This window comes from Cobetia sp. MM1IDA2H-1, assembly GCF_002916775.2.
Lineage (GTDB): Bacteria > Pseudomonadota > Gammaproteobacteria > Pseudomonadales > Halomonadaceae > Cobetia > Cobetia marina.
Window position 1 is genome coordinate 1237197 of record NZ_CM133225.1, and the last position, 20850, is coordinate 1258046.

Below are 20850 nucleotides of genomic sequence, written 5' to 3' on the forward strand. Positions count from 1 at the left end.
GGCATGCTAGAATCTCATCATTGCTCGCGCATGTAGCGTTATTCCTTTTCGTTCTTACCAAAGTGGAGGAAATGTTTGGGAATGCGCGACAGGCTCGTTATTCTATAAAACTAAATCACATATAAATGCTGTCGCTTATGCCTGATTCGTTGCTGTCATGTGCTCGCTGCGTGTGGGACGGTGGATGACGTCTGCACTTCGACACATGCCCTGCCCGCATAAGTCTGCCACCATCGAGGATTTCCGATGCGCCATTCACGTTCACTTGCTGCCGTCTTCTCTTCCACTGCTCTCAAGGGCACCGTGATGGCGGCGGCATTGGGGGCTGCTGCCATGGGCAGCCTGGCCGCTCACGCCGACACCCTGAAGGTCGGCATGTCCGGAGGCTACTTCCCGTTCACCTTCGTCAAGCAGGACAAGCTGCAGGGCTTTGAGGTGGATGTCCTGAATGCCGTGGGCGAGATCACCGGCGACGATGTCGAATTCGTCACCATGAGCTTCTCCGGTCTGATCGGTGCACTGGAAGCGGGTCGTATCGATACCGTGGCCAACCAGATCACCATCACCGATGCGCGCAAGGCCAAGTTCGCCTTCACCCAGCCGTACGTCTATGACGGGGCGCAAGTGGTCAAGCGTCGTGGCAATGACGAGATCACCGGCGTCGAGTCCCTCAAGGGGCACAGCGTGGCGGTCAATCTGGGGTCCAACTACGAAGCGCTGATGAAGGAGCTGCCGTACGCCGACCAGATCGACATCAAGACCTATGAATCCAACATCGAGCAGGACACCGCCCTGGGCCGTGTCGATGCCTTCGTGATGGACCGCGTCAGCGCAAGCCAGGTGATCCAGAAGACACCGTTGCCGCTGGAGCTGGCAGGCACGCCGTTCTCACGTCTCGAGAACGCGCTGCCATTCCGCAAGGATGCCGAGGGTGAAGCCAAGCGTGACGCGGTGGATGCCGCGCTGACCGAGCTCAAGGAAAATGGTCGTCTGGCCGAGATTTCCAACAAGTGGTTCGGCAATGACATCACCACGCCTTGAACATTGACGGGCGCGCCCTGATACAGGGGGCACCCGTGGACGAGCCTGACGCATGACGGTGTGTCACGTGCAGGCGCGTCAATCGATGTCGTGAGCAAACGGGGTGACGGCACAACCGTCACCCCGTTGCCGTGATGATGCTCCACGTGTCGCCGGGATATTGCCGTCATCACGTCGATGGGCGTCTTCCGTGAGACTCTCAGCCAAGCCCTCAGCCTGTCCGGATAACGAATGGATACTCTCAATATCGATTACATGCTTGGCCTGCTGCCGGTCATGCTCAAATACCTGCCACTGACACTCAAGATGGCCTGTATCGGCATGGTGGCCGCGCTGGTACTGGCCTCGCTGTTGGCGGTAGTGCGGGTGCTGAAGGTGCCGGTGCTCAACGCGCTGACCGTGGTGTTCATCTCCTTCTTCCGCGGTACGCCGCTGCTGGTGCAGCTGTTCCTGTTCTACTACGGCCTGCCGCAGGTGATGTCGTTCCTCACCCAGATCGATGGCGTGACCGCGACGATTCTGGGCCTGACGCTGCACTTCTCTGCCTACATGGCCGAGTCGATCCGTGCGGCCATCGTCGGCGTCGATCGCAGCCAGACCGAGGCGGCGCTGTCCATCGGCATGACCAATGTCCAGTTGATGCGTCGCATCGTGCTGCCACAGGCAGCCCGTGTGGCGGCTCCCACGCTGATGAACTACTTCGTGGACATGATCAAGTCCACGTCGCTGGCCTTCACGCTGGGGGTGACCGAACTGATGGGCGCGACCCAGAAGGAAGCGGCCAGCAGCTTCCTGTACTTTGAATCCTTCATCATGGTGGCCATCGTCTACTGGGTGATGGTGGAAGGGCTGTCCTTCGTGCAGCGCTGGATGGAGAAACGTCTCAACAAGGCCTATCAGCGATGATTGCAGTCAGAAATCTGATCAAGAAATTCGGCGGGCAGGCCGTACTCGATGGCATCACGCTGGAAGTGAAGCAGGGCGAGATCATCGTCGTCATCGGCCCGTCGGGTACCGGCAAGTCCACCTTGCTGCGTTGCATCAACTTCCTGGAACAACCCGATGACGGGGAAATCCAGATCGGCGAGCACAAGGTCGCGGCCACACGCGCCAGTCGTCATGACATTCTTGCCCTGCGTCGCAACAGCGCCTTCGTGTTCCAGAACTATGCGCTGTTCGCCAACAAGACGGCGCTTGAGAACATTGCCGAGGGCCTGATCGTCGTCAATGGCTGGCCCAAGGCCAAGGCGCATCAACGCGCCCGCGAGATTCTCGAGCGCATCGGCATGAGCGAGAAGGCGGATGCCTTCCCGGCGGCGCTTTCCGGTGGACAGCAGCAGCGAATCGGCATCGGGCGTGCCATGGCGGCCCAGGCCGAGGTCATCCTGTTCGATGAGCCGACCTCGGCGCTCGACCCGGAATGGGTCGACGAAGTGCTGGAGCTGATGAAGCAGCTGGCGGTGGAGCGTCAGACCATGATCGTGGTCACCCACGAGATGCAGTTTGCGCGGGAAGTCGCTGACCGCGTCATCTTCATGGAAGGCGGGCGTATCGTCGAGCAGGGGCCACCGAGTCAGCTGTTCAGCGCGCCGAAGGATGACCGCACCCGCGCCTTCCTGCGCAAGGTGCTCGATGAAGTCCCGCCGCAGGGAGCGGCAGGTATCTGAGCGGCTGCCATCTCAAGGGCAACCCTCATCACGACGGCCCACCTGCCTGCGCAGGTGGGCCGTCGTGGTTGGTGAGGCTCGTCGTGGTTGGTGAGGCTCGTCGTGGTTGGTGAGGCTCGTCGTGGTTGATGGCGAGCATCGTGATTGCCCGGGCGCATCGCGGGGATGCGCCCGGGGCAGAAGAGGGCGGCGACTAGCTGCGTCGCGGCATGCTGTGCACCCTGGCCACCGCATCATCAAGAGCCAGGGCCACACGCTCTTCCAGCAGCTCCTGTTCGGCAGGGGTCATATAGAAGGCCATGTCCACATCATGACGGATGTAGCGCGGTGCCAGCTGATTGAGCGCGATGCAGGCGACATCCTCGCGGCTGTCGCCATCCATGCCGCTGGCCGTGGCATGCAGGCGTATGTCATCGAACACCAGCTGCTCCATGTAATTGTGGACGCCCATCGACTGTGGGCTCCCCTGGGTCGAGCAAGACGTTGCGTGCTGTCCGTGCATGATGAGTCTCCCTTGTGACGTGACGAAGGCGGTCATTGCCTGCTGTCGAAAGGCCGGTCTCCTGTGCCCGTCCGGCGGACAGAGCCTCAGCCCGACAACAGACGCGCTTCTGCCTCTTCAATATGATCAGCCAGCCCGGACAATACCAGCGTATCGCCACACGCGAGACGAAGATCACCGGTGGGCTCCTCGATGCAGTCCCCGTTGGCGCGCACGATGCGGGAGATCAGGATACCGCTGCGCTCCGGCAGGGAGATCTCGTCCAGTCGGCGCTCACAGGCCCAGGTGCTCTCGGTCAGGGTCACGGGATGGCGTCTCAGCAGCGGGTTGCCACGCTTGTCGGTCAGCTGGGACTGCTGGCCGTGGAAGTAGCCATGCAGCAGACTGTAGCGGGCCTCGCGGGCCTTCTGTATCGAACGCGCCACACGGCGAAATGGCACCTCGAGATTGACCAGCACATGCGAGACCAGCATCAATGAGCCTTCCAGTACCTCCGGGATCACCTCGGTCGCGCCGGCGGCCTTGTAGGTGTCCAGGTCGGCATCATCCTGGGTGCGCACCAGCACCTTGAGCTCGGGGAGCTGCAACGGCTGGATGGCATGCAGGATGGCCAGTGCATGCGGCAGCTGGTTGACGGTGATCACCACCTGGCGGGCGCGCTCGATGCCCAGTGCGCGCAGAATGTCCTGACGCTGGGCATCACCGAAGACCACCGGTTCACCCGCGCTGGCGGCTTCATGCACGCGGATGGGGTCGGCATCGATGGCGATCCACTGGAGCTTCTCCTGGGTCAGGAAGCGCCCGACCGTCTGACCGACACGCCCGAAGCCGCACACGATGACGTGGTCATGCAGCGGGGCCGTGGCCTCGCTCAACTGCGCCGTGGTGTGCGGATTTTCCTGGGTGAGAGTATGTGAGCGGCAGGCACGTTGCGACAGATGCTGGTTGTGACGAATGAGCGAGGGCGTGACGACCAGCGAGCCGATGATGATCGCCACCACCAGTCCCACGGTATCGGTGTCCATCAGCTGCTGTTGACTGGCCAGTGCCAGCAGGGCAAACCCGAACTCTCCGCCCTGTGACAGCACCAGGCCGGTGCGCATGGCCGAATCCAGTGGTCGTCCGGAGAGTCTGGCAAGCCCCGTGATCAACAGTGCCTTGGTGGTCAGCAGACAGATCACGCCGATCATCACCCAGTACCACTGTGCCAGCAGGACATGCGGGTCGAGCAGCATGCCGACCGAAACGAAGAACAGGCCCAGCAGGATGTCCCGGAACGGGCGGATGTCCGCCTCAATCTGATGCCGGTAATGGCTTTCACCGAGCATCATGCCCGCCAGGAAGGCGCCGAGCGCCATCGAAAGGTGCAGGCTATGGGTCAGCCAGGCCGAGAACAGGGCCACCAGCAATACGGTGAGCACGAACAGCTCTTCCGAGCGTGAGCGCGCGACTTCCTGAAAGACCAGTGGCAGCACCCATTTGCCGATGGCCATCATCACCACCACCAGGCCGATGCCCTTGGCCAGCATCACGCCCAGATCGCTGAGCAGCTGGCTGCCATCTCCCGCCATGGCCGGAATCAGGATCAGGAACAGCAGGGCGGCAAGGTCCTGAAACAGCAACACTCCCACCGCGGCATGGCCGTGGGGGCTGTCCAGCTCGTTCCAGCGCGCCAGCTCCCGCGTCACGATGGCCGTGGAAGAAAGTCCCAGTGCGCCGGCCGCGACCAGCGCCGCGGCAGGGGTCAGCCCCAGTGCGCAGCCCAGCGCCCAGAAGAGTCCGCTGCAGACCACCACCTGGGAGGCTCCCAGTCCGAAGACGGTGGTCTTGAGGGCTCGCATGCGGGGCATCGAGAATTCCAATCCCAGCGAGAACAACAGAAAGACCAGGCCGAACTCCGACAGAAAGGCCAGCTCTTCCGGACGGCCTATCCAGCCTGCCAGATGCGGGCCGACCAGAAAGCCCACCGCCAGATAGGCCAGTACCGGTGGCAGGTGCAGGCGTCGGAACAGCGCCGCCGCGACCACCGAGGCCCCCAGCAGGATCATCACGTCATTGAACAGGCTATCTGCCATCTGGCCCTCCTGGCCTTCCAAGCGTATGAACGGGATAATACCGTGAACGCATCATGCATGAATTGACGGAGGTGTCATGAACTCGACCGAAATACCCCAGGACGGCGAACTCGCCGGCAACGCGCATGACGAATTGCGTGACCTGCTGGCACGCCTGGAAGCGACGATGAAGGCGGCGGATCTGTGGCGCATGGAGACACCGACCCCAGAGGCCTTCATGAGCGTGGAGCCCTTCTGCGTGGACCGCATGGACATGGGGCAGTGGCTGCGTTTCGTGTTCATCGCGCGTCTCGAGGCACTGTGTGACGCACGTGGCAGCTTCCCGGTGAAGTGTGACGTGGCGCCTGCCATCGAGGCCTGGTTGAAGGATGCGCGTCCGGAGCGCCGCGTGGCGATGACGGAAGTCGTGCGCGAGATCGATACGCTGATCACCGACAACTGAGTCGTCGCGGTTCACACGGGAGACGGGTATGCCGTACTACTTCGCCTACGGAAGCAACATGAATCCGGCGCGTGTCGCGGCACGCATCGGTGACACGCGTCGTGCCCTGCATGGCTGGCTGGAGGAGCATCGGCTGAGTTTCGACAAGGCGTCGCGTGTTCCGGGGATCGCACATGCCAATGTGCAACCGGCGCGGGGTGAGCGTGTCGAAGGGGTGCTCTACGAGCTGCGCGACCCTGAGCAGATCACCCTGATGGACCCCTACGAGGGGCGCCCACATGAATATGAGCGCTTTCGTCATGCCATCGTGACACGTGACGGTGTCATCGAGGCCTGGGTGTACATCGCCTTGCCGGAGCGCACCGGTCAGGGACTCAAGCCGGCCCGTGAGTATCTCGAGCACCTGCTGGGTGGGCGTGACTTCCTGACCCCGGACTATTTCACGGCATTGGCAGACGTGGAAGCGGTGCACTCGCTGGATGATGACACCCTCGCACGGCTGGGGCTGTCACGCAGCACGCCGCGCTGAGACGCCAGAGACGACAGCCGTGACGAAAAAAGCCCGCCCCTCATCACGAGGGGCGGGCTTTTTCATGGCAACGCCCTGGCAACATCATGCCACCAGGGGAGGGCCGAGGGGCGCTCAGCGTTGCTCGGTCAGTACCGGGTCCAGATTCGTCTGGTCACGACGGCTGGTCAGCATGCCGATGATCAGGCCCGCCAGTGCAGGTGCCAGCCAGCCCAGATTCATGGAGGCCAGCGGCAGCAGCGGCTCGATGCGGTGCGAGATGGCCATCAGGGAATCGATGCCACTGGCTTCGAAGCCATCGAGCAGGCTGACCAGCAGGGTCAGGCCCAGGCTCCAGGCGAACACGCGCGGTGCATCATGCAGGCGCGGGCGCAGGTAGGAGAGCAGCGTCAGCACCAGCACCAGCGGATAGAGCGTGACCAGTACCGGAATCGAGACGCTGATCAGGGTCGAGAGGCCCAGGTTGGCGATCAACGCCGAGGCCACGGCCATCACGATCACCAGCAGACGGTAGGGCACGCTCGGCAGCAGGCGATGGAAGAACTCGCCGCAGGAGGTCAGCAGGCCCACCGCGGTGGTCAGACACGCCAGAGTGATGACCAGCGCCAGGATCAGCTTGCCGGCATCCCCGAACAAGGCCTCGACGTAGACCGGAATCAGTTCGCCCTTGGCGGCTTCCGTCACCAGAGCATGGCTGGTGGCGCCCATGTAGGTCAGCGGCAGATAGACGGCGGCCAGACAGATCGCGGCGATCGCGCCGGCCCACAGGGTGTAGCGCGTCACGTCAGCGGTGGCGGTGATGCCACGCGCCTTGATCGCCGAGACGATCAGGATGCCGAACACCATCGAGGCCAGCGCATCCATGGTCAGGTAGCCCTGCTGGAAGCCGGTCATGAAGGGCGCTTCGGCCCACTCGGGGCTCACCGGGCCCAGCGGTCCCTGCGGGTCGATGATGGTGAACAGCGCGATCAGTGCCAGCAGCGCGATCAACAGCGGAGTCAGCCACTTGCCGACCACGTCCATCAGCTTGCCGGGGCTCAGGGCGATCAGGGTGGCAATGCCGAAGAACACCACCGAGTGCAATGCCAGGCCTGACTCGGGCGTCATATCGATGAACGGACGCATGCCCATCTCGAAGGCGACGGTACCGGTACGCGGGATGGCGAACATCGGCCCGATGGACAGGTAGATGGCGACGCCGAAGGCCGCTGCCGCCCACTTGGGCAGCGGGGAGGTGATCTTGTCGAGCCCGCCGCCGATCACGGCGACCGCGACGATTCCGGCCAGCGGCATGCCGACACCGGTGGTCAGAAAGCCGAGTGCGGCTGGCCAGAACTCGGCCCCTGCGCCCTGACCTACCTGAGGCGGGAAGATGATGTTGCCAGCGCCGAGGAAGAGCGCAAATGTCATGAAGCCCAGCGCCACGATATCGAGGCTGGAAAGTCGTGTTTTCAAGATGACGTCCTACGGATTCAGCGGATGCGTTGCGGCAGCAGGATGTCGGAGTCGACACGCTGCCGGGAAGCCGTTGGCCAGCGACAGGGGTGAGGTCACCAGCAGACTCGGGCTCGCGGGGTAGTGCGAAGCCCGCGTCTCATGGCGAGAAACAGGCCAACCTGTGAGTCGCCTGAATCTGACGCGGCGCATTATCGTTGATTTCACGCATCAAGACAAAGTGAGTACTCCCTCCCGAGCAGTCCGCTTGCCGGTCTGATCGCGACGTGAGTCGTCAGGTGGGGGAAGCCGGGGGCAGCGGGATGAAGTGAGGCCATCCATCCGGCACCACGAATACCCGCCATTGAGAGGAGGCCTCGTGTCGCGAGTCCAAGGGCCGGTGCGGCGCGCGTTCCAGCCATAGCTGACGCGGATGCTGAGGCGGCGTCTGCCGGGGAGTGCCCGTTGGCGGGTTCGCTTCCCCGTCAGAGGGCGCGAAATAGTCCTCGAGCCAGAGTTGCAGCTCGCGCCACCCGATCAGTGATTGCACTGGGGGAGGGGCCAGCCAGGCGGGCTTTTCCCTGAGACACCCCAGCAGCGGCGCGGTATCCATCGCGGTGCTGTCGAGGCTCTGGCAGAAGGCGGCAAACTGGCTCACGGGGACCCACCAGCCAGCCTGCGCCGCGCTTGAAGGATGGCAGTGACGCGGTGGCGGCAGCTGCTCATCGGCAGGTGTCTCCGGCTGCCAGGGGCGAAACAGACCGCCGGGCATGGCCAGGCATTGGCCCGCGAGCCACCCGGGGGCCGAGTCTCCCGTCGCCTCGGCGGCGTCGCTCACGGGTAGACCAAGCGCCTGACGAATCGTCTGTTGCCCCCGCTCGCTGAGCGCCAGTGGCAGCTGGTGCGCAAGACTGCGTCGCGTCTTGATGGCGAGACTGTCGGCGCCACCCGGGCCGATCCAGCGCTCCAGGCCATCCGCCGGCCCCGGACCTTGTGGCAATCCCAGATAGAATTTGATCGCGACTTCCAGGTGGGTGGGGGTCGTGTCGCCTGCCGCCAGATACAGCATGTCCAGCTCGCCCAGCGTGATCTTGCCTTCCATGATCCTGAGATTGTGGGCCAACAGTCGGCTGCCCGGGGCGTGGGCCAGCACGAACCGCCACAGCAGCTCGTGATAGAGACCGAGCCGATGGTGGCGACGCTCATCCACCGCGGATTCCAGTGCCTCGGGGGCCTGCTCAAGCTCGCTCAGCCAGCGATGGCGAGTGATGTCGTCGCCCAGTCCCAACGCCTCGAGAGTCGGGCGCTGATAAGGGAGCAGTGTCAGCAGGTCCGGGGCACTCAACAGCCAGGCGATATCCCTGACGCGCGGATGCGTATAGCGCTCGCATTCGCCACGCAGGGTCTGCCCGGCAGTCTTTGGCCAGCGGGTGGGAGGGGCCTGCAAAGGCGCGTCATTGTCAGGAATGGGTGGCGGGTTGGGCATGTCGCCAGTGTAACGCTCACTCACCCACGCGGCCATTCGTGTCAGAGGGACCCGCGACCTCTGCTGACGGTGTTGGCGAGGGCATTGTCTTTGAGGATTGATTCCTCATGAGAACCAACCCGTGATGGTCAGGCCGGTACTTCACGCGCTGTACGTCTCTCGGCGTGTTCAACGAAGGATGCACGCAACATGCAGAAAAGATGCAGGCAACGTGCGCGTGTCTCTTGAGGTCTGAATGCCCCCTTGTCACCTGACCAGGACGGAGCCGTCATCTGACGAGCGCGGCCAGGCAGCGTGCTTGAGCCAGGGCCCCCGGCGATGGTGGAAGCGACCTTCGGCGTACTCGGTGGGTGAGGAACAATTCGGGCGACCGGGGTGAGCAATCCTCTGCTCTGCAAGGGAGTTATCCGGCTTCCTGTCGCTGGCCGACAGAAAAATAAACGCATTATTTCTCTTTCTACTGCATCCAGTCTCAAGGCCTTGGCGTATGTCTCATCAGAACATGACGACACACTTCACCGCTGGCGACATGTTTTCCCGAGGGGAGTCTCGAGACAGGGATTTCTCTCGAAAACCGAAGGATTCTGCCAGGGCAAGGCGTCAGTCAGATGGCTGACTCGGCACGGAATCAGGAAGTTTCTGCACCATTATGGTTATACAAGAGTTGTTCATGACTCTGACATGAATTGTCGATCTCGAGGGGCGCGCGGAAGATGCTGGCCCCGGAATCGACAGCCTACCGCGAATTTGTTGCTCAAGACGAAACAGTGAGCTTCCAATGGCACGGCTAGTTAGAAAGCGGAATAAAGATTAGTCTGTTAATTATCTAAGCGAAGCACGACCCACAGCCAATGGAGGACGGAGCCCGGACAGGGGCTACCCGCCAGATCCTTCACTCGCTGACAACGACTTCACGCGGAATCATCCGCTACCCAGGACCAGGAGATAGACCATGAAGAACACCACACTGAAGACATTGATCGCCGCCGCCGTCATCGCCACTGCCAGCACGTCCGCCCTTGCCGCTGATGACAGCCCTGCCGCTCTGCGCGTCCAGAATGCGCTGAACAGCCAGCAGATCATCGGCCAGTCCCAGCCGGCAGCCACCAGCCAGCAGAGCTTCGCGGAGACTGGAATGAGCGTTGCCGCCGGACGTGTCGAGCAATCACTCAATGCCGAGCACATTCGTGGCCAGCAGACCGCTGCCGTATCCCGGGCCAATGACACCGTTTCCGAGCAGGGCAAGAGTGTCGCAGCCAGCCGAGTCCAGCAGTGCATCAGCGACAACGTGTGAGTCGACGCAACGCTGAGTCGTCAACGGGTCTCAAGACACGGCCTCTCGGCGCGTCGCTCTCAAGCACTCTGTCTTTCCCTACCTCTTTCGTCAGTGTCATTTCCAGGAGTCATATCATGAAGACCTTCAACGCCCTCATCGCCGCCGCCGTTCTCTCCGTCACCACCGCAGGCGTTGCCAACGCTGATAGCGTTGCCGACCAGCAGGTTCGCGCCACCATCAGCGAATCCGTGATCCACGGTCAGGCCCAGCAGGCAGCGTCTCAGCCGCTGCACCTCAACGACGCCGGCAAGAGTGTTGCGGCCAGTCGTGTCGAGCAGGCGCTGAACAGCCAGAGCGTCAATGGTCAGCAGGCGCAGATCACTCGTGATTCCCGCCAGTACGTCAATGATGCCGGCAAGAGCGTTTCCGCCACCCGCGTCCAGCATGCCCTGAGCGAAAGCGTCTGAGGACAGGGGATCGCATTGGTGGATGGTCTTGGCTACCGCCACCGGGTGGGTCGTCTCTGCGCATGGTATGTGCTGGATGTCGACAAGGTGTTAGAGGATTTTCTTGAGTCTTCGTGAGGCATTCTTGCCAAAATTTACGCCGGTTGGATGTTGATATCTGCGATGTATCATTGGACAGATTTGAGACGATTTCTGGGGCGCAAGGCGTGATGGGTGCTCGAGAATGACAAGCCAGTCAGTCCTCGTAAGGAAGGATGATTCATCTGGATCATTGCAGATATTTCCCGCGTTTTTCGCGAAGATTCATCGCCAGTTCATGGTAAAGGTGTCATGGTGGGTCACGGTGATTAAACGTTGTTGATTGCCGAGCGGCATGCCGGAAATGTCGAGGCCGGATGCCATGATATCGATCAAGTGGAGACCCATGATGGTGCGCAGAAAACTCAAGAAGGTGGCAGGTTCAGTGTTGTTGGGTATCGGCCTGATGTCGGGGAATGCGATGGCGGATGATGTCGTCGATAAGCCCAAGGTGCTCATCTTCGATGTCAATGAAACGCTGTTGGACCTGACCTCGATGCGCAGTTCGGTCGGTGAGGCACTGGGGGGAAGAGAAGACCTGCTGCCCCTGTGGTTCTCGACCATGCTGCATTACTCCCTGGTGTCTACCGTGACCCGGGATTATCACGACTTCGGGCAGATCGGTGTCGCCTCGTTGCTGGTGGTCGCGCAGAACAACGGTGTCGAACTGACGGATGAGCAGGCGAAGAAGGCCATCATCACACCGTTGCTGACACTCCCGCCTCACCCTGATGTCAAGGAAGGTCTGGCCAGGCTCAAGGCTGAAGGCTACAAGATCGTCAGTCTGACCAACTCGTCCAACAAGGGCGTCAAGGCCCAGTTCGAGAACGCGGGACTGCTGCCGTATTTTGATGCTCGCTACAGCATTGAAGATATCCAGATCTACAAGCCGGACCTGCGTTCCTATGAGTGGGTGCTGGACAAGCTCGATGTCGAACCTGAAGAAGCCATGATGGTCGCTGCACATGGTTGGGATGTCGCGGGTGCCAAGGAAGCGGGCTTGCAGACCACCTTCATCGCCCGCCCGGGCAAGGCACTCTTCCCGCTGTCAAAGGCGCCGGATCATGTCGTGAAGGATGTGAACGAACTGGCCGACATTCTGGAGTAATTTCCTTGATTGGCGGGGGCTATCGAGATCCTGTCACCCTGAAGTCCGCGGTATCGGTGGGGCTGGCGAATCTCCTTTGACAGAAATCATATCCTGTCAATCGGGAGGCTGACGGTCCCATCGCCTGGCAGATTCATCGTGAATAATCCGCAAGTATTCTGGCGATATTGTCGAGATTTCGTGATGGTGGTTCGCTGTCATGCGCTGTATTTCGTTGATGTTGATCGATGGTGCGTGATGATGGAATGGCGCGCTGACAGGTCGCATCGAGGTGGCGTGACAGTCCTCAGGCGATCTCGAGAAGGATGCTTCTCAGAAAGACCCAGAGTGCTTGAGAAAGCCCCCCGCAGGCACGGTTTCTCAAGCGCTTTCCTGTCCTGGGTGTCGCTGTCCCGACATTCATTGCCCGCCCGATTGGCGGGTTTTTTTATGTCTCGCGTCCAGAGGCAGTGTCATGGTGAGGGCGCGCCAGAAGAGGGGGAGCGCAGGCCGAGCAGGCGTGCTGCATCGCGCGGTCGGGGTCTGAGCGAGGGGAGCGCAGGTGGCAGAAACCAATGTCAATGGTAGGCTGGGCGGCATTCCCCTTTTCCAGACAGGAGCGCAGAGATGAACGACGCATCACCCCAGCATGGCCACCGTAGTCCGCAGATCATCGAGCCTCAGGGCCAGGCGGATGCCTGTGTCATCTGGTTGCATGGGCTGGGGGCGGACGGCAGTGATTTCGTGCCCGTGGTGCCGGCGCTGGGATTGCCGGCGGATCACGGCGTACGTTTCGTCTTCCCGCACGCGCGTGAGCTGGCCGTGACCGTCAATGGCGGCATGCGCATGCCGGCCTGGTACGACATTCTCGAGATGAATCTTGGGCGGCGTGTCGATGAAGTGCAGCTGCGCGAGTCCGCGGCTTACGTGCATGCCTTGATCGAGGAGCAGGTCGCGCAGGGAATCGCCAGTGAGCGCATCCTGCTGGCAGGCTTTTCTCAGGGCGGTGCCGTGGTCTACGAGGCGGCGTTGAGCTGTGAGCGGCCGTTGGGTGGGTTGCTGGCGCTCTCCACCTATTTCGCCACCAGCGCGACCATCACGCCGTCAGCCGCCAATCAGGGGCTGGCCATCAGTGTCCATCACGGCACCCAGGATGACATCGTGCCGCTGGCACTGGGGGAGGCTGGCGCCGAGAGTGCTCGCGCCCTCGGGCATCCGCTTGAATGGCAGACCTGGCCGATGGCGCACGCCGTGTGTCTCGAGGAGATCGAAGCGATCGGCGAATGGTTCACGGCACGCCTGCTGGCCTGATCGGCCGCCAGTCCCACAACGCCGCTGACGGAGTGATTCGTCAGCGGCGTTTTCATGTGCCGGCAGCGCGGGTCACGTTCAGCAGCGATAGCGATAGGCGAGATGTTCATCCTTGCGCGGGCCGGTGATGCGCCAGTCGAGGTCGAAGCCGCAGGGCTTGTCATCCGCATCGCGCACGATGACGAGGGTGGCGGAATAGAGGTCATCGATGCACAGGTGTGCCTCGCGGCTGATGAAGTGGTCACCATCGCCTGCGGGAGCCTCGATCAGGTCGAACAGGAAGACCGCCGCATCGCGGCCGCGGCGCTCATGGCTCAGTGACAGGGCCGTGCCGTCGGGGCTCAGTCGCCAGCGATAGCGATTGCGGAACGTGATACTGCTGGCCTGGCCCTCCAGTCGGAACTGCCCCTGTTCATTGAAGAGGATGTCCCACGAGACTTCCGCACCAGTCCTGCCGGCCCCATCAGGCATCTCCTTCTCGAGGCGCACCTCACCGCTGCCATGGCCGGACCAGGCGTTGCGTGAGGCAGGCCCCGAGCGTGACGAAAATTCCAGGTGGCGTATCTGCTCAAGCAGCGCGTGGAGGGTTACAATGCCTGTCAACTTTCTCTGCCTAACGGGTTTACTCGTCATGTCCTACCTGATCGGTGTCACGGCCCTGTGGGCCTTCTCGTTTTCCCTGATCGGCGTCTACCTGTCCGGTCAGGTCGATAGCTATCTGGCCGTGCTGACACGCATCGTGCTGGCCAGCCTGATCTTTGCTCCCTTTCTGCGCCCACGGGCGATCAGTGGCCGCATCCGCTGGCAGCTGATGGCCATCGGTGCGGTGCAGCTGGGGCTGATGTACATCTTCTTCTACCGCTCCTTCCTGCTGTTGCCCGTCCCGGAAGTGCTGCTGTTCACGATCTTCACGCCCATCTACATCACCCTCCTGGATGACATGATGAAACGTCGGCTGTCGCCATTCTACCTGCTCACGGCGATGGTGGCGGTCATCGGTGCGGCGATCATTCGCTACGACGGGGTCACCGAGGGCTTCTGGTTCGGCTTTGCCGTCGTTCAGGGGGCCAATCTGTGCTTTGCCATCGGCCAGGTCGCCTATCGTCATCTCTCGCCCCAGCTGCCTGAAGGTGTCGCGCACCGTCATGTGTTCGGCTGGTTCTATCTTGGCGCCCTGGCGCTGGTGGTCGTGATGTTCCTGCTGTTCGGCAATACCGACAAGCTGCCTTCGCAGCCGGTGCACTTCGTGGTGCTGGGCTGGTTGGGCATCGTGGCGTCCGGGATGGGCTACTTCCTGTGGAACAAGGGAGCGACGCGCGTCGATGCCGGTACCCTGGCGATCATGAACAATGCGCTGGTACCGGCGGGACTGCTGGTCAATCTGCTGATCTGGAATCGCGACGCGGACCTGCCGCGTCTCGCGCTGGGCGGGGCGGTCATCGTGCTGGCGCTGTTGATCAATCAGTTCTGGGCGCGCCAGCGTGAGCAGCGCGCGCGTGAGGCGCAGAGCGTTCGCTAGGCATCGGCTCCGTGCAGCGCGTTGCGCAGGGTCGTGGTCAATCGTGCGAGGGTCTCATCGTTCTGCAGTTGGGCCGCATTGAGGCGCAGGCCGGGGCTGACCGCCTTGAACAGGTAGCCGGGCAGAGTGGCGATGCCAGCCTCGAGCAGCTCGCGGTGCAGGCGGGAAAGGGCCGCGCCATCGAGTCCCGGCAGGCCGCACCACTGCAGATAGCCACCACTGACACCGGGCAGCCAGACGCCATCGCCGAGAGCAGAGGCAAGCGTCTCGCGCAGCAGTTGCAGGCGCTTCGCGTAGCAGCGGCGCATGCGGTGGACATGGCGCCCGTAATCGCCGCTGGCGATCAGCTCCGCGAGGGCGGCGTGCATCCATGGCATGTCGCCCATGCCATCGGCCCAGCGTGCGCGAATCAGCCCCTGCATGCCCAGCTCGGCGTCAGGCGTCACGCTTTCGGACCGAGGGAGCCACACCCAGCCACAGCGTGCTCGCGGGTCGAGCGTCTTGGACAGCGAGCCCACCGTGATCACGCCGGGTGCCTGTTCCGGTGATATTGTCTGTCCCAGTAGCGTTGTCTGCGCCGGTGACGGTGCCTGGCGCTGATGGAGGTCCATCAGCCAGGGCAGGCGGGTGTCGAAGCTCAGTTCCGCGAAGGTGGCATTCTCGATGATCTGTACCCCGTGGCGTTGGGCCAGCTTGAGCAGGCGATCTCGATCCGTCAGGCTCAGCTGGCCACCCAGCGGGTTGTGGCAATCCGGTGAGACGATCAGCGCGTCGAGGGCGGCCTTGCCGTGTCGGTGCCCGGCCGTGGGCGGCATCTCTGGCCGCGTCTTGCCTGCACACGTCTGCCGCCTGTCCATCTGCCTTGCCTCTCCTTCCTCCAGCAGTCTGGCCAATGCCTCGATATCCAGTCCGCTTCCAGCATGTGTCGGCAGGGCAATGGCTTCGTGACCATTGGCTTCCACCGCCGCAAGTACACCGAAATAGCCGGGGGCCTCGATGCCGATGCGACAGCGTCCCCGGCTTGCGCGCCATTGTCGGAGAATCAGCGACATGCCTTGCTGAGCCCCCTGACACAGCAACAGGGTGTCACCGTGACAGTGATGGCCATGGTGGCTGAGGTGAGAGGCAATGGCCTCGCGCAGGGCGGGGGAGCCCGGGGGCAGCGCGTAGGCGCTGGGGGATTCGGCGTGATGCTTGAGCTTCTGGCGCACCAGCCGATAGAGGCGCCTCACGGCGGGCGCATCCAGCTCGGGATGCGCCGCGCCCAGCGGAGCCAGCGCCGGGTCGCTGGCATGTGCCATGGCCTGCCAGGCCGGGTCATCGATGGCCAGTGACGGAGTGGCAAGAGGGGTGCAGCGTGACGGGGCGGCATCGTGATCGCGGCTGGCGGAAGAGGGAGGCGCCGCTGCGGCCGCGACCTGAAATCCCCGGCGCGGGACAGCCACGAGGAAGCCGGCGGATTCCAGCTCACCATAGGCGCGGATCACGCTGTTGAGTCCCAGTCCTGACAGGGCCGCCTGGCGGCGCAATGAGGGCAGCCGTTGTCCGGGGACGAGTTGCCCCGTGGCCATCTCGGCTTTCAAGCGCGTCGCCAGCTGTTGGTAGCGCGGCGTTGATGGAAGGTCTTGAGTGCCACTCATGCGGACTGTATCCCCTGAAAAAGCCATTCTCTGTATCTTGTATCCCCTGGTGCCTTCGCGGCAAGCTCATGTCACATCACGCCGGCGATGCATGACGCGCTCGGTGTGAGCGCTCCTCGGGACAGTGAGGTCCCGCCTCTCGTGCTCTGGAGTCAATCTGATGTGGATGCCGCTGACCTTCGTCTTCCTGTTCGCCACCGGGTTCATCGCCGCACGTTTCGGCACCCTGGATGCTGAGCCTTTCACGCTGCTGCTGGTGCGCAGCCTGCTGGTACTGCCGGTGCTGGGGCTGATCCTGTGGATACGCCGCAAGCCGCGCCAGTGGGGGCAGCGCCATGACAAGCTGGCTCAGATGGGCATCGGCATGCTGTTGCACGGCGCCTATCTGGGTGGCGTGTTCGCGGCGGTCAAGGCCGGGCTGCCCGCGGGGCTGACGGCCTTGCTGGTCAGCCTGCACCCTCTGGTGACGGCTGCGCTGTCACTGCCGCTGTTCGGTATCCGTCTGGGCGCCAGGCAGTGGCTGGGGCTGGGGTGTGGCGCGATTGGCGTCAGTCTGGTGCTGGGGGCGGGCATGCTTCAGGGGGCAGGCGCCGCAAGCGCTACGCTCGAGTGGCCGATGATCGGCCTGCTGTGGTGTCTGGTGGCGCTCATCGGCGTGTCCAGCTCGACGCTGTGGCAGAAGCGTGTCGGTGGTCGGATGGGGCTGGTGGAGGGGCTGGTATTCCAGTATCTGGGAGCGGGCTGTGTCTTCCTCATCGCAGCCAGCAGCGTAGGTAGCTTCGCCTTCGACCCGACGTCTCGTCTGCTGCTGACCCTCGCCTGGCTGGTGATCGCCATCTCGGTGGGTGCCATCTGGTTGCTGATGCTGATGCTCGAACGTGGCGAGGCCCACCAGGTCGCACGTACCTTCTTCCTGGTGCCACCGTGTGCCGCGCTGATGGCCTGGTGGCTGTTCGATGAGCAGTGGACCGCCTTGATGGTGGTGGGAGCGGCGCTGGTCGTGCTGGGACTGGTGCTGGATCGCCCCCGTCCGGGCAAGGTAGCCAGGGCGCCGGCTGACGACACGTCGCCGTCAGCGCCCGAGACGTCGGCACCGAGCAGCGGGCAGGCCGCCTCGCGCTGATTCGCCCTGAAAGCACAACGCCCCGCCGGCCCGTGATGGGCTGGCGGGGCGTTGTCGTCTGTGGCCAGTCAGATGCGCGACTCAGAAGCGATAGCTGATACCGGCCATGGTCACGATCGGGTCGATCTCGACCTTGTCGTTGACGCTGCCCGCCACGGTGACATCGGAATCGATATCCAGATACCAGGCAGCGACGTTGGCCGCCCAATGCTCATTGATGACCAGGTCGACACCGATCTGTGCGGCCGCGCCCCAGCTGTCATCCATCTCGAGCTTGGTGCCGTCATCGAGGGTTTCATCGGAGAAGTGGGTGTAATTGACGCCTGCACCGATGTACGGCTGGATGCGGGAGTCGCGTCCACCGAGGGGGTAGTACTGCAGTGTCAGGGTCGGTGGCAGATGATCGACGGAGCCGGCCTTCTGGCCATTTAGCGAGATGTCATGCTCGAAATTCTGCGCGGCCAGCAGCTCGATCCCCAGGGTATCGGTGAAGCGATACCCCAGAGTGAAGGCGAAGGCGCTGTCATCATCGACGTCCACGTCGGCACCGATGGCATCGATGCGACCGTTGTCGCTCTTAGGCGAGACCTTGGCGACACCCACGCGAGTCCAGAACTGGCCGGCACCATAATCGAGGTTCTCGAGGCCTGAGTCAGTCGACGAGAACGGCGCAGCGACAGCCGACGTGGCAGTCAGCGTGAGTGCGGCCGTGATCGCCGCCATGCGCAGCGGGCGTGAAGAGGACCGGCAGAAGGAGAAGGGCAAGAAGGACTGTGCGGCTGACATGTTCGCTCCCGAAGTGACAGGGGGTGAGAAAGGAGATGTCAGTCTAGGAGCTCATGTCGACGAAAAATTGATCCATGACAAGGGTTTGCCGTCATGTCCGACAAGGGTCCGTCACACTTGATTCAAATCAAGTTCCGTCTGTCTCGCCGACTGTCCGCGCATGCAAGAACGCCGCAGGCCCTGAGGCCTGCGGCGTTCTTGTGCGTCGTCAATGAGGCAAGGGGATCACCCCTGATGCGTCATGGCTCGGCGCGGCTCGTCAGTGCGTGTTTCAGCACTTAGAAGCGGTAGGTGACACCGGCACCGACGGTGACCGGGTCCAGCTCGGTGTCGTTCACGTCCTGGCCGTTGATCTTGGTGTCGGCCTTGACGTCAGCGTAACGAGCGAAGCCATTGACGGCCCAGGATTCGTTGATGTTGAGGTCAACACCCAGCTCGGCAGCAGCACCGTAGCTGTCGTCGATGTCCATGCTCTGGCCACCGGCAGACTCACCGGAGAAGTGGGTGTAGTTCAGGCCGACGCCAGCGTAAGGCTGAACGCGAGCTTCGGTACCGCCCAGCGGGTAGTACTGCAGCATCAGATTGATCGGCATCTGATCGAAGCCACCGTCGCTGTTTTTCCAGTCGGTGCTGAATGCTTCAGTGGACTGCAGGGCAACTGCCAGGTTGTCGTGGAACATGTAGCCCACGGAGCCGGCGAAACCGGATTCATCCTTGGCGATCAGGCCATTGCCGTTGTTGCTCTTGCCGTCGACCTTGGCAACGCCGCCGCGCAGGAAGATGTCGCCCTTGCCGTAGGCCAGTGCAGATTGTGCACCCATTGCCATGGTGCCGGCGATGACGGTAGCAGTCAGGATCTTGATGGTTTTCATGTGATGTTCTCCTTGAAGCTTGTGGCCTCGGGGGCTTCCTGTCGGCGGTGCCTGGCGAACTCGGGGGATGTACCGAGTGTGGCAAGGCTGCCTTGTTCAGGGGACGAGATGAACTATAAAAAACACTGTTCTTTTTGGCAAGCATTTTTTTAGAACAATGTTTGAAAACATATTTGACGTCTTGTTAGCGGATGTTACCGATTATTTCAGAAAAGGTGCATGTCTCGAGGATGAGACTGGAGGTGGCGCAGGACAGCGACAGGGCCGTTCATTTTCACGACAGATTCATGAGACGTTGGTCGTAGGCGGCTCGTGAGGTGAGCGCATGCTACGCAATGCGTGATGCGCCCACCAGTGTGGGAATTCAGCGACGCTTGCGCTGGGCACGTGCTTCAAGCTCGTTGAGCCATCGACTGACCTCGTCACTCTGCGCGGGACAGTCGAGGTAGACGGCCAGAAACTCTCGCCACTCCGCTGCCTGCCAGGCCTTGAGGCGGCGCCACAACACGTAGAGGTCGCGCTGGCACTCGTGACGGCGCAGCACGAAGCGTCGGGTCTTCTCCAGGTCGATGATGACGGCATCCATCTGTTCCTGCATGGCGCTGGTACCGTCGGCGGCGGGCTGTGGGCGGCTGAGGAACAGATGCTTGGGGAACAGGCAGCCGTGCATCATGCCGGCCTGATGAATCTGTCGCACGAGACGTGCGCTGGCAGTGATGACTTGCGTGCGTCGGGTATCGTCCAGCGCCGGCCAGCGTGCATGCCAGTGGTCCAGATCATCGCGGCCGTCGAGATCGAAGGTGATCAGGATGGCGCGCCATTCCTTGCCGGTGCGGCGCTCGCCATACCAGCCGGCATCCACCGAAGGAATGCCCAGCGCGTGATAGTGGCGGATGGCACGCCACTCGCGCGAGAAGGTCGGCTCGCCCAGTGGGCGTGACAGGCTGCGGCCCAGATGGTTGGTCTGGCGCTTGAGGTAGAGGCGATGTGTCTGGCCCTGCTCGTCCTCGAGAGTGAGCAGCGAGACCGTCGAGATGCCTCCGCGCTCACGGTTAGGGGCATCAACGTCCTGGGCGGCCACGTGCCACAGGGCCTCGAACCGGTTCAGGCCGTGGTAATCCAGCAGATTCCCCAGGGGGGGGTCACAGTAGTCGGCATGGCCACGGGGCGCCGTGGCACGTGGGCCCCGAGAGGCGCTGGACAGGGAGTGACGGGAAAAGGAGGTCATGGCAAGTTCACGAGCGAAAGAGGGGAGGTGAGTCACGGGCAATCCCTGCCGCAGGACCCAGCGATGGATCGCCCTATGATAGTTAGCCTGCTGGTGAAGTGATAGTCGCTGATCGGCAACTCCTGTGTCTGCGCATTCAACACGCGTCGCAGGATTGTCCGAGCCGTGCATGGCTGCTGTCGTGCAGGCCCGTGCTCTGTGGCGTGTGGTGGAAGGTCGCAGGTGTCGCGCAGGTGCGCAGGAAGAGCGTTGAGAGGCCGCTGGCGGTCCACTGCGCGCCAGCCCAG

Annotated in this window: 20 protein-coding genes; 11 read left to right on the plus strand and 9 right to left on the minus strand. The window is 62.5% G+C overall.

Annotated elements, in window-relative coordinates; genetic code table 11:
• Positions 1-306: 306 nt before the first annotated feature.
• The 3 genes from BOH68_RS05305 to BOH68_RS05315 all read left to right on the plus strand — a co-directional run bounded on the left by BOH68_RS05305 (position 307) and on the right by BOH68_RS05315 (position 2708).
• Positions 307-1041 (plus strand): amino acid ABC transporter substrate-binding protein, encoded by a 735-nt coding sequence (locus BOH68_RS05305; RefSeq protein ID WP_103751385.1) that lies wholly within the window; start codon positions 307-309, stop codon positions 1039-1041.
• A gap of 231 nt (positions 1042-1272) precedes the next feature.
• Complete coding sequence (locus tag BOH68_RS05310; protein WP_077372544.1) at positions 1273-1947, plus strand: amino acid ABC transporter permease; 675 nt, start codon at positions 1273-1275, stop codon at positions 1945-1947.
• Positions 1944-2708, plus strand: coding sequence for an amino acid ABC transporter ATP-binding protein (locus tag BOH68_RS05315; protein ID WP_077372546.1), 765 nt, complete (start codon positions 1944-1946; stop codon positions 2706-2708). The genes BOH68_RS05310 and BOH68_RS05315 overlap by 4 nt, the downstream gene beginning before the upstream one ends.
• 193 nt (positions 2709-2901) lie before the next feature.
• Here BOH68_RS05315 and BOH68_RS05320 read toward each other — a convergent pair whose 3' ends face one another.
• Together BOH68_RS05320 and BOH68_RS05325 are read right to left on the minus strand one after the other, a co-directional pair.
• Positions 2902-3159, minus strand: coding sequence for a late competence development ComFB family protein (locus BOH68_RS05320; RefSeq protein WP_170877348.1), 258 nt, complete (start codon positions 3157-3159; stop codon positions 2902-2904).
• A gap of 137 nt (positions 3160-3296) precedes the next feature.
• Positions 3297-5285 carry a cation:proton antiporter domain-containing protein gene (locus BOH68_RS05325; protein ID WP_077372552.1) on the minus strand — a complete coding sequence of 663 codons (1989 nt, stop codon included), beginning with the start codon at positions 5283-5285 and terminating at the stop codon, positions 3297-3299.
• Positions 5286-5361: 76 nt separating this feature from the next.
• On the opposite strand from BOH68_RS05325, the gene BOH68_RS05330 reads away from it, so the two are divergent.
• Positions 5362-5727, plus strand: coding sequence for a YqcC family protein (locus BOH68_RS05330; RefSeq protein ID WP_077372555.1), 366 nt, complete (start codon positions 5362-5364; stop codon positions 5725-5727).
• A 28-nt stretch (positions 5728-5755) separates the two neighbouring features.
• A complete protein-coding gene (locus BOH68_RS05335; RefSeq protein ID WP_077372558.1) occupies positions 5756-6256 on the plus strand; it encodes a gamma-glutamylcyclotransferase family protein in 501 nt (166 codons plus the stop codon).
• 114 nt (positions 6257-6370) lie between these two features.
• Here BOH68_RS05335 and brnQ read toward each other — a convergent pair whose 3' ends face one another.
• Positions 6371-7711: a branched-chain amino acid transport system II carrier protein gene (gene brnQ / locus BOH68_RS05340; protein WP_219815740.1), complete on the minus strand. Its 1341-nt coding sequence runs from the start codon at positions 7709-7711 to the stop codon at positions 6371-6373.
• 274 nt (positions 7712-7985) lie between these two features.
• Positions 7986-9200 carry a DUF1853 family protein gene (locus BOH68_RS05345; RefSeq protein ID WP_456821154.1) on the minus strand — a complete coding sequence of 405 codons (1215 nt, stop codon included), beginning with the start codon at positions 9198-9200 and terminating at the stop codon, positions 7986-7988.
• A gap of 928 nt (positions 9201-10128) precedes the next feature.
• Between BOH68_RS05345 and BOH68_RS05350 the strand changes: the two genes are divergently transcribed.
• From BOH68_RS05350 to BOH68_RS05365, 4 genes are all read left to right on the plus strand, one after another.
• The gene (locus BOH68_RS05350; RefSeq protein ID WP_077372561.1) at positions 10129-10470 is read left to right on the plus strand and encodes a hypothetical protein; all 342 of its coding nucleotides are present in this window, start codon (positions 10129-10131) and stop codon (positions 10468-10470) included.
• 116 nt (positions 10471-10586) lie between these two features.
• Positions 10587-10919 (plus strand): hypothetical protein, encoded by a 333-nt coding sequence (locus BOH68_RS05355; RefSeq protein WP_077372564.1) that lies wholly within the window; start codon positions 10587-10589, stop codon positions 10917-10919.
• A 424-nt stretch (positions 10920-11343) separates the two neighbouring features.
• A complete protein-coding gene (locus BOH68_RS05360; RefSeq protein WP_077372568.1) occupies positions 11344-12105 on the plus strand; it encodes a haloacid dehalogenase type II in 762 nt (253 codons plus the stop codon).
• Between the two features lie 606 nt (positions 12106-12711).
• On the plus strand, positions 12712-13395 hold the full coding sequence (locus BOH68_RS05365; protein WP_077372570.1) for an alpha/beta hydrolase: 684 nt from the start codon (positions 12712-12714) through the stop codon (positions 13393-13395).
• 78 nt (positions 13396-13473) lie between these two features.
• Here the strand turns inward: BOH68_RS05365 and BOH68_RS05370 are convergent, their stop codons facing one another.
• Positions 13474-13998: a DUF6314 family protein gene (locus BOH68_RS05370; RefSeq protein WP_077372573.1), complete on the minus strand. Its 525-nt coding sequence runs from the start codon at positions 13996-13998 to the stop codon at positions 13474-13476.
• A 28-nt stretch (positions 13999-14026) separates the two neighbouring features.
• On the opposite strand from BOH68_RS05370, the gene BOH68_RS05375 reads away from it, so the two are divergent.
• On the plus strand, positions 14027-14914 hold the full coding sequence (locus tag BOH68_RS05375) for a carboxylate/amino acid/amine transporter (RefSeq protein ID WP_077372576.1): 888 nt from the start codon (positions 14027-14029) through the stop codon (positions 14912-14914).
• Here the strand turns inward: BOH68_RS05375 and BOH68_RS05380 are convergent.
• The gene (locus BOH68_RS05380; protein WP_170877349.1) at positions 14911-16554 is read right to left on the minus strand and encodes an aminotransferase-like domain-containing protein; all 1644 of its coding nucleotides are present in this window, start codon (positions 16552-16554) and stop codon (positions 14911-14913) included. The genes BOH68_RS05375 and BOH68_RS05380 overlap by 4 nt on opposite strands.
• Positions 16555-16714: 160 nt before the next feature.
• On the opposite strand from BOH68_RS05380, the gene BOH68_RS05385 reads away from it, so the two are divergent.
• Positions 16715-17677 (plus strand): DMT family transporter, encoded by a 963-nt coding sequence (locus BOH68_RS05385; RefSeq protein ID WP_077372582.1) that lies wholly within the window; start codon positions 16715-16717, stop codon positions 17675-17677.
• An 81-nt stretch (positions 17678-17758) separates the two neighbouring features.
• On the opposite strand, the gene BOH68_RS05390 is transcribed toward BOH68_RS05385, so the two are convergent.
• The 3 genes from BOH68_RS05390 to BOH68_RS05400 all read right to left on the minus strand — a co-directional run bounded on the left by BOH68_RS05390 (position 17759) and on the right by BOH68_RS05400 (position 20563).
• Positions 17759-18463, minus strand: a complete 705-nt coding sequence (locus BOH68_RS05390) for an OmpW/AlkL family protein (RefSeq protein WP_258038162.1) — start codon at positions 18461-18463, stop codon at positions 17759-17761.
• 278 nt (positions 18464-18741) lie between these two features.
• Complete coding sequence (locus BOH68_RS05395) at positions 18742-19335, minus strand: OmpW/AlkL family protein (RefSeq protein ID WP_065392614.1); 594 nt, start codon at positions 19333-19335, stop codon at positions 18742-18744.
• A 364-nt stretch (positions 19336-19699) separates the two neighbouring features.
• Complete coding sequence (locus BOH68_RS05400) at positions 19700-20563, minus strand: lipopolysaccharide kinase InaA family protein (protein WP_170877350.1); 864 nt, start codon at positions 20561-20563, stop codon at positions 19700-19702.
• Positions 20564-20850: the final 287 nt, after the last annotated feature.

Coding starts and splice junctions, on each gene's coding strand:
- BOH68_RS05305 (WP_103751385.1), top strand. CDS start 307: ATGGCGGCGGCATTGGGGGCTGCTGCCATGGGCAGCCTGGCCGCTCAC.
- BOH68_RS05310 (WP_077372544.1), top strand. CDS start 1,273: ATGGATACTCTCAATATCGATTACATGCTTGGCCTGCTGCCGGTCATG.
- BOH68_RS05315 (WP_077372546.1), top strand. CDS start 1,944: ATGATTGCAGTCAGAAATCTGATCAAGAAATTCGGCGGGCAGGCCGTA.
- BOH68_RS05320 (WP_170877348.1), bottom strand. CDS start 3,159: ATGGGCGTCCACAATTACATGGAGCAGCTGGTGTTCGATGACATACGC.
- BOH68_RS05325 (WP_077372552.1), bottom strand. CDS start 5,285: ATGGCAGATAGCCTGTTCAATGACGTGATGATCCTGCTGGGGGCCTCG.
- BOH68_RS05330 (WP_077372555.1), top strand. CDS start 5,362: ATGAACTCGACCGAAATACCCCAGGACGGCGAACTCGCCGGCAACGCG.
- BOH68_RS05335 (WP_077372558.1), top strand. CDS start 5,756: ATGCCGTACTACTTCGCCTACGGAAGCAACATGAATCCGGCGCGTGTC.
- BOH68_RS05350 (WP_077372561.1), top strand. CDS start 10,129: ATGAAGAACACCACACTGAAGACATTGATCGCCGCCGCCGTCATCGCC.
- BOH68_RS05355 (WP_077372564.1), top strand. CDS start 10,587: ATGAAGACCTTCAACGCCCTCATCGCCGCCGCCGTTCTCTCCGTCACC.
- BOH68_RS05360 (WP_077372568.1), top strand. CDS start 11,344: ATGATGGTGCGCAGAAAACTCAAGAAGGTGGCAGGTTCAGTGTTGTTG.
- BOH68_RS05365 (WP_077372570.1), top strand. CDS start 12,712: ATGAACGACGCATCACCCCAGCATGGCCACCGTAGTCCGCAGATCATC.
- BOH68_RS05375 (WP_077372576.1), top strand. CDS start 14,027: ATGTCCTACCTGATCGGTGTCACGGCCCTGTGGGCCTTCTCGTTTTCC.
- BOH68_RS05380 (WP_170877349.1), bottom strand. CDS start 16,554: ATGAGTGGCACTCAAGACCTTCCATCAACGCCGCGCTACCAACAGCTG.
- BOH68_RS05385 (WP_077372582.1), top strand. CDS start 16,715: ATGTGGATGCCGCTGACCTTCGTCTTCCTGTTCGCCACCGGGTTCATC.
- BOH68_RS05390 (WP_258038162.1), bottom strand. CDS start 18,463: ATGTCAGCCGCACAGTCCTTCTTGCCCTTCTCCTTCTGCCGGTCCTCT.
- BOH68_RS05395 (WP_065392614.1), bottom strand. CDS start 19,335: ATGAAAACCATCAAGATCCTGACTGCTACCGTCATCGCCGGCACCATG.
- BOH68_RS05400 (WP_170877350.1), bottom strand. CDS start 20,563: ATGACCTCCTTTTCCCGTCACTCCCTGTCCAGCGCCTCTCGGGGCCCA.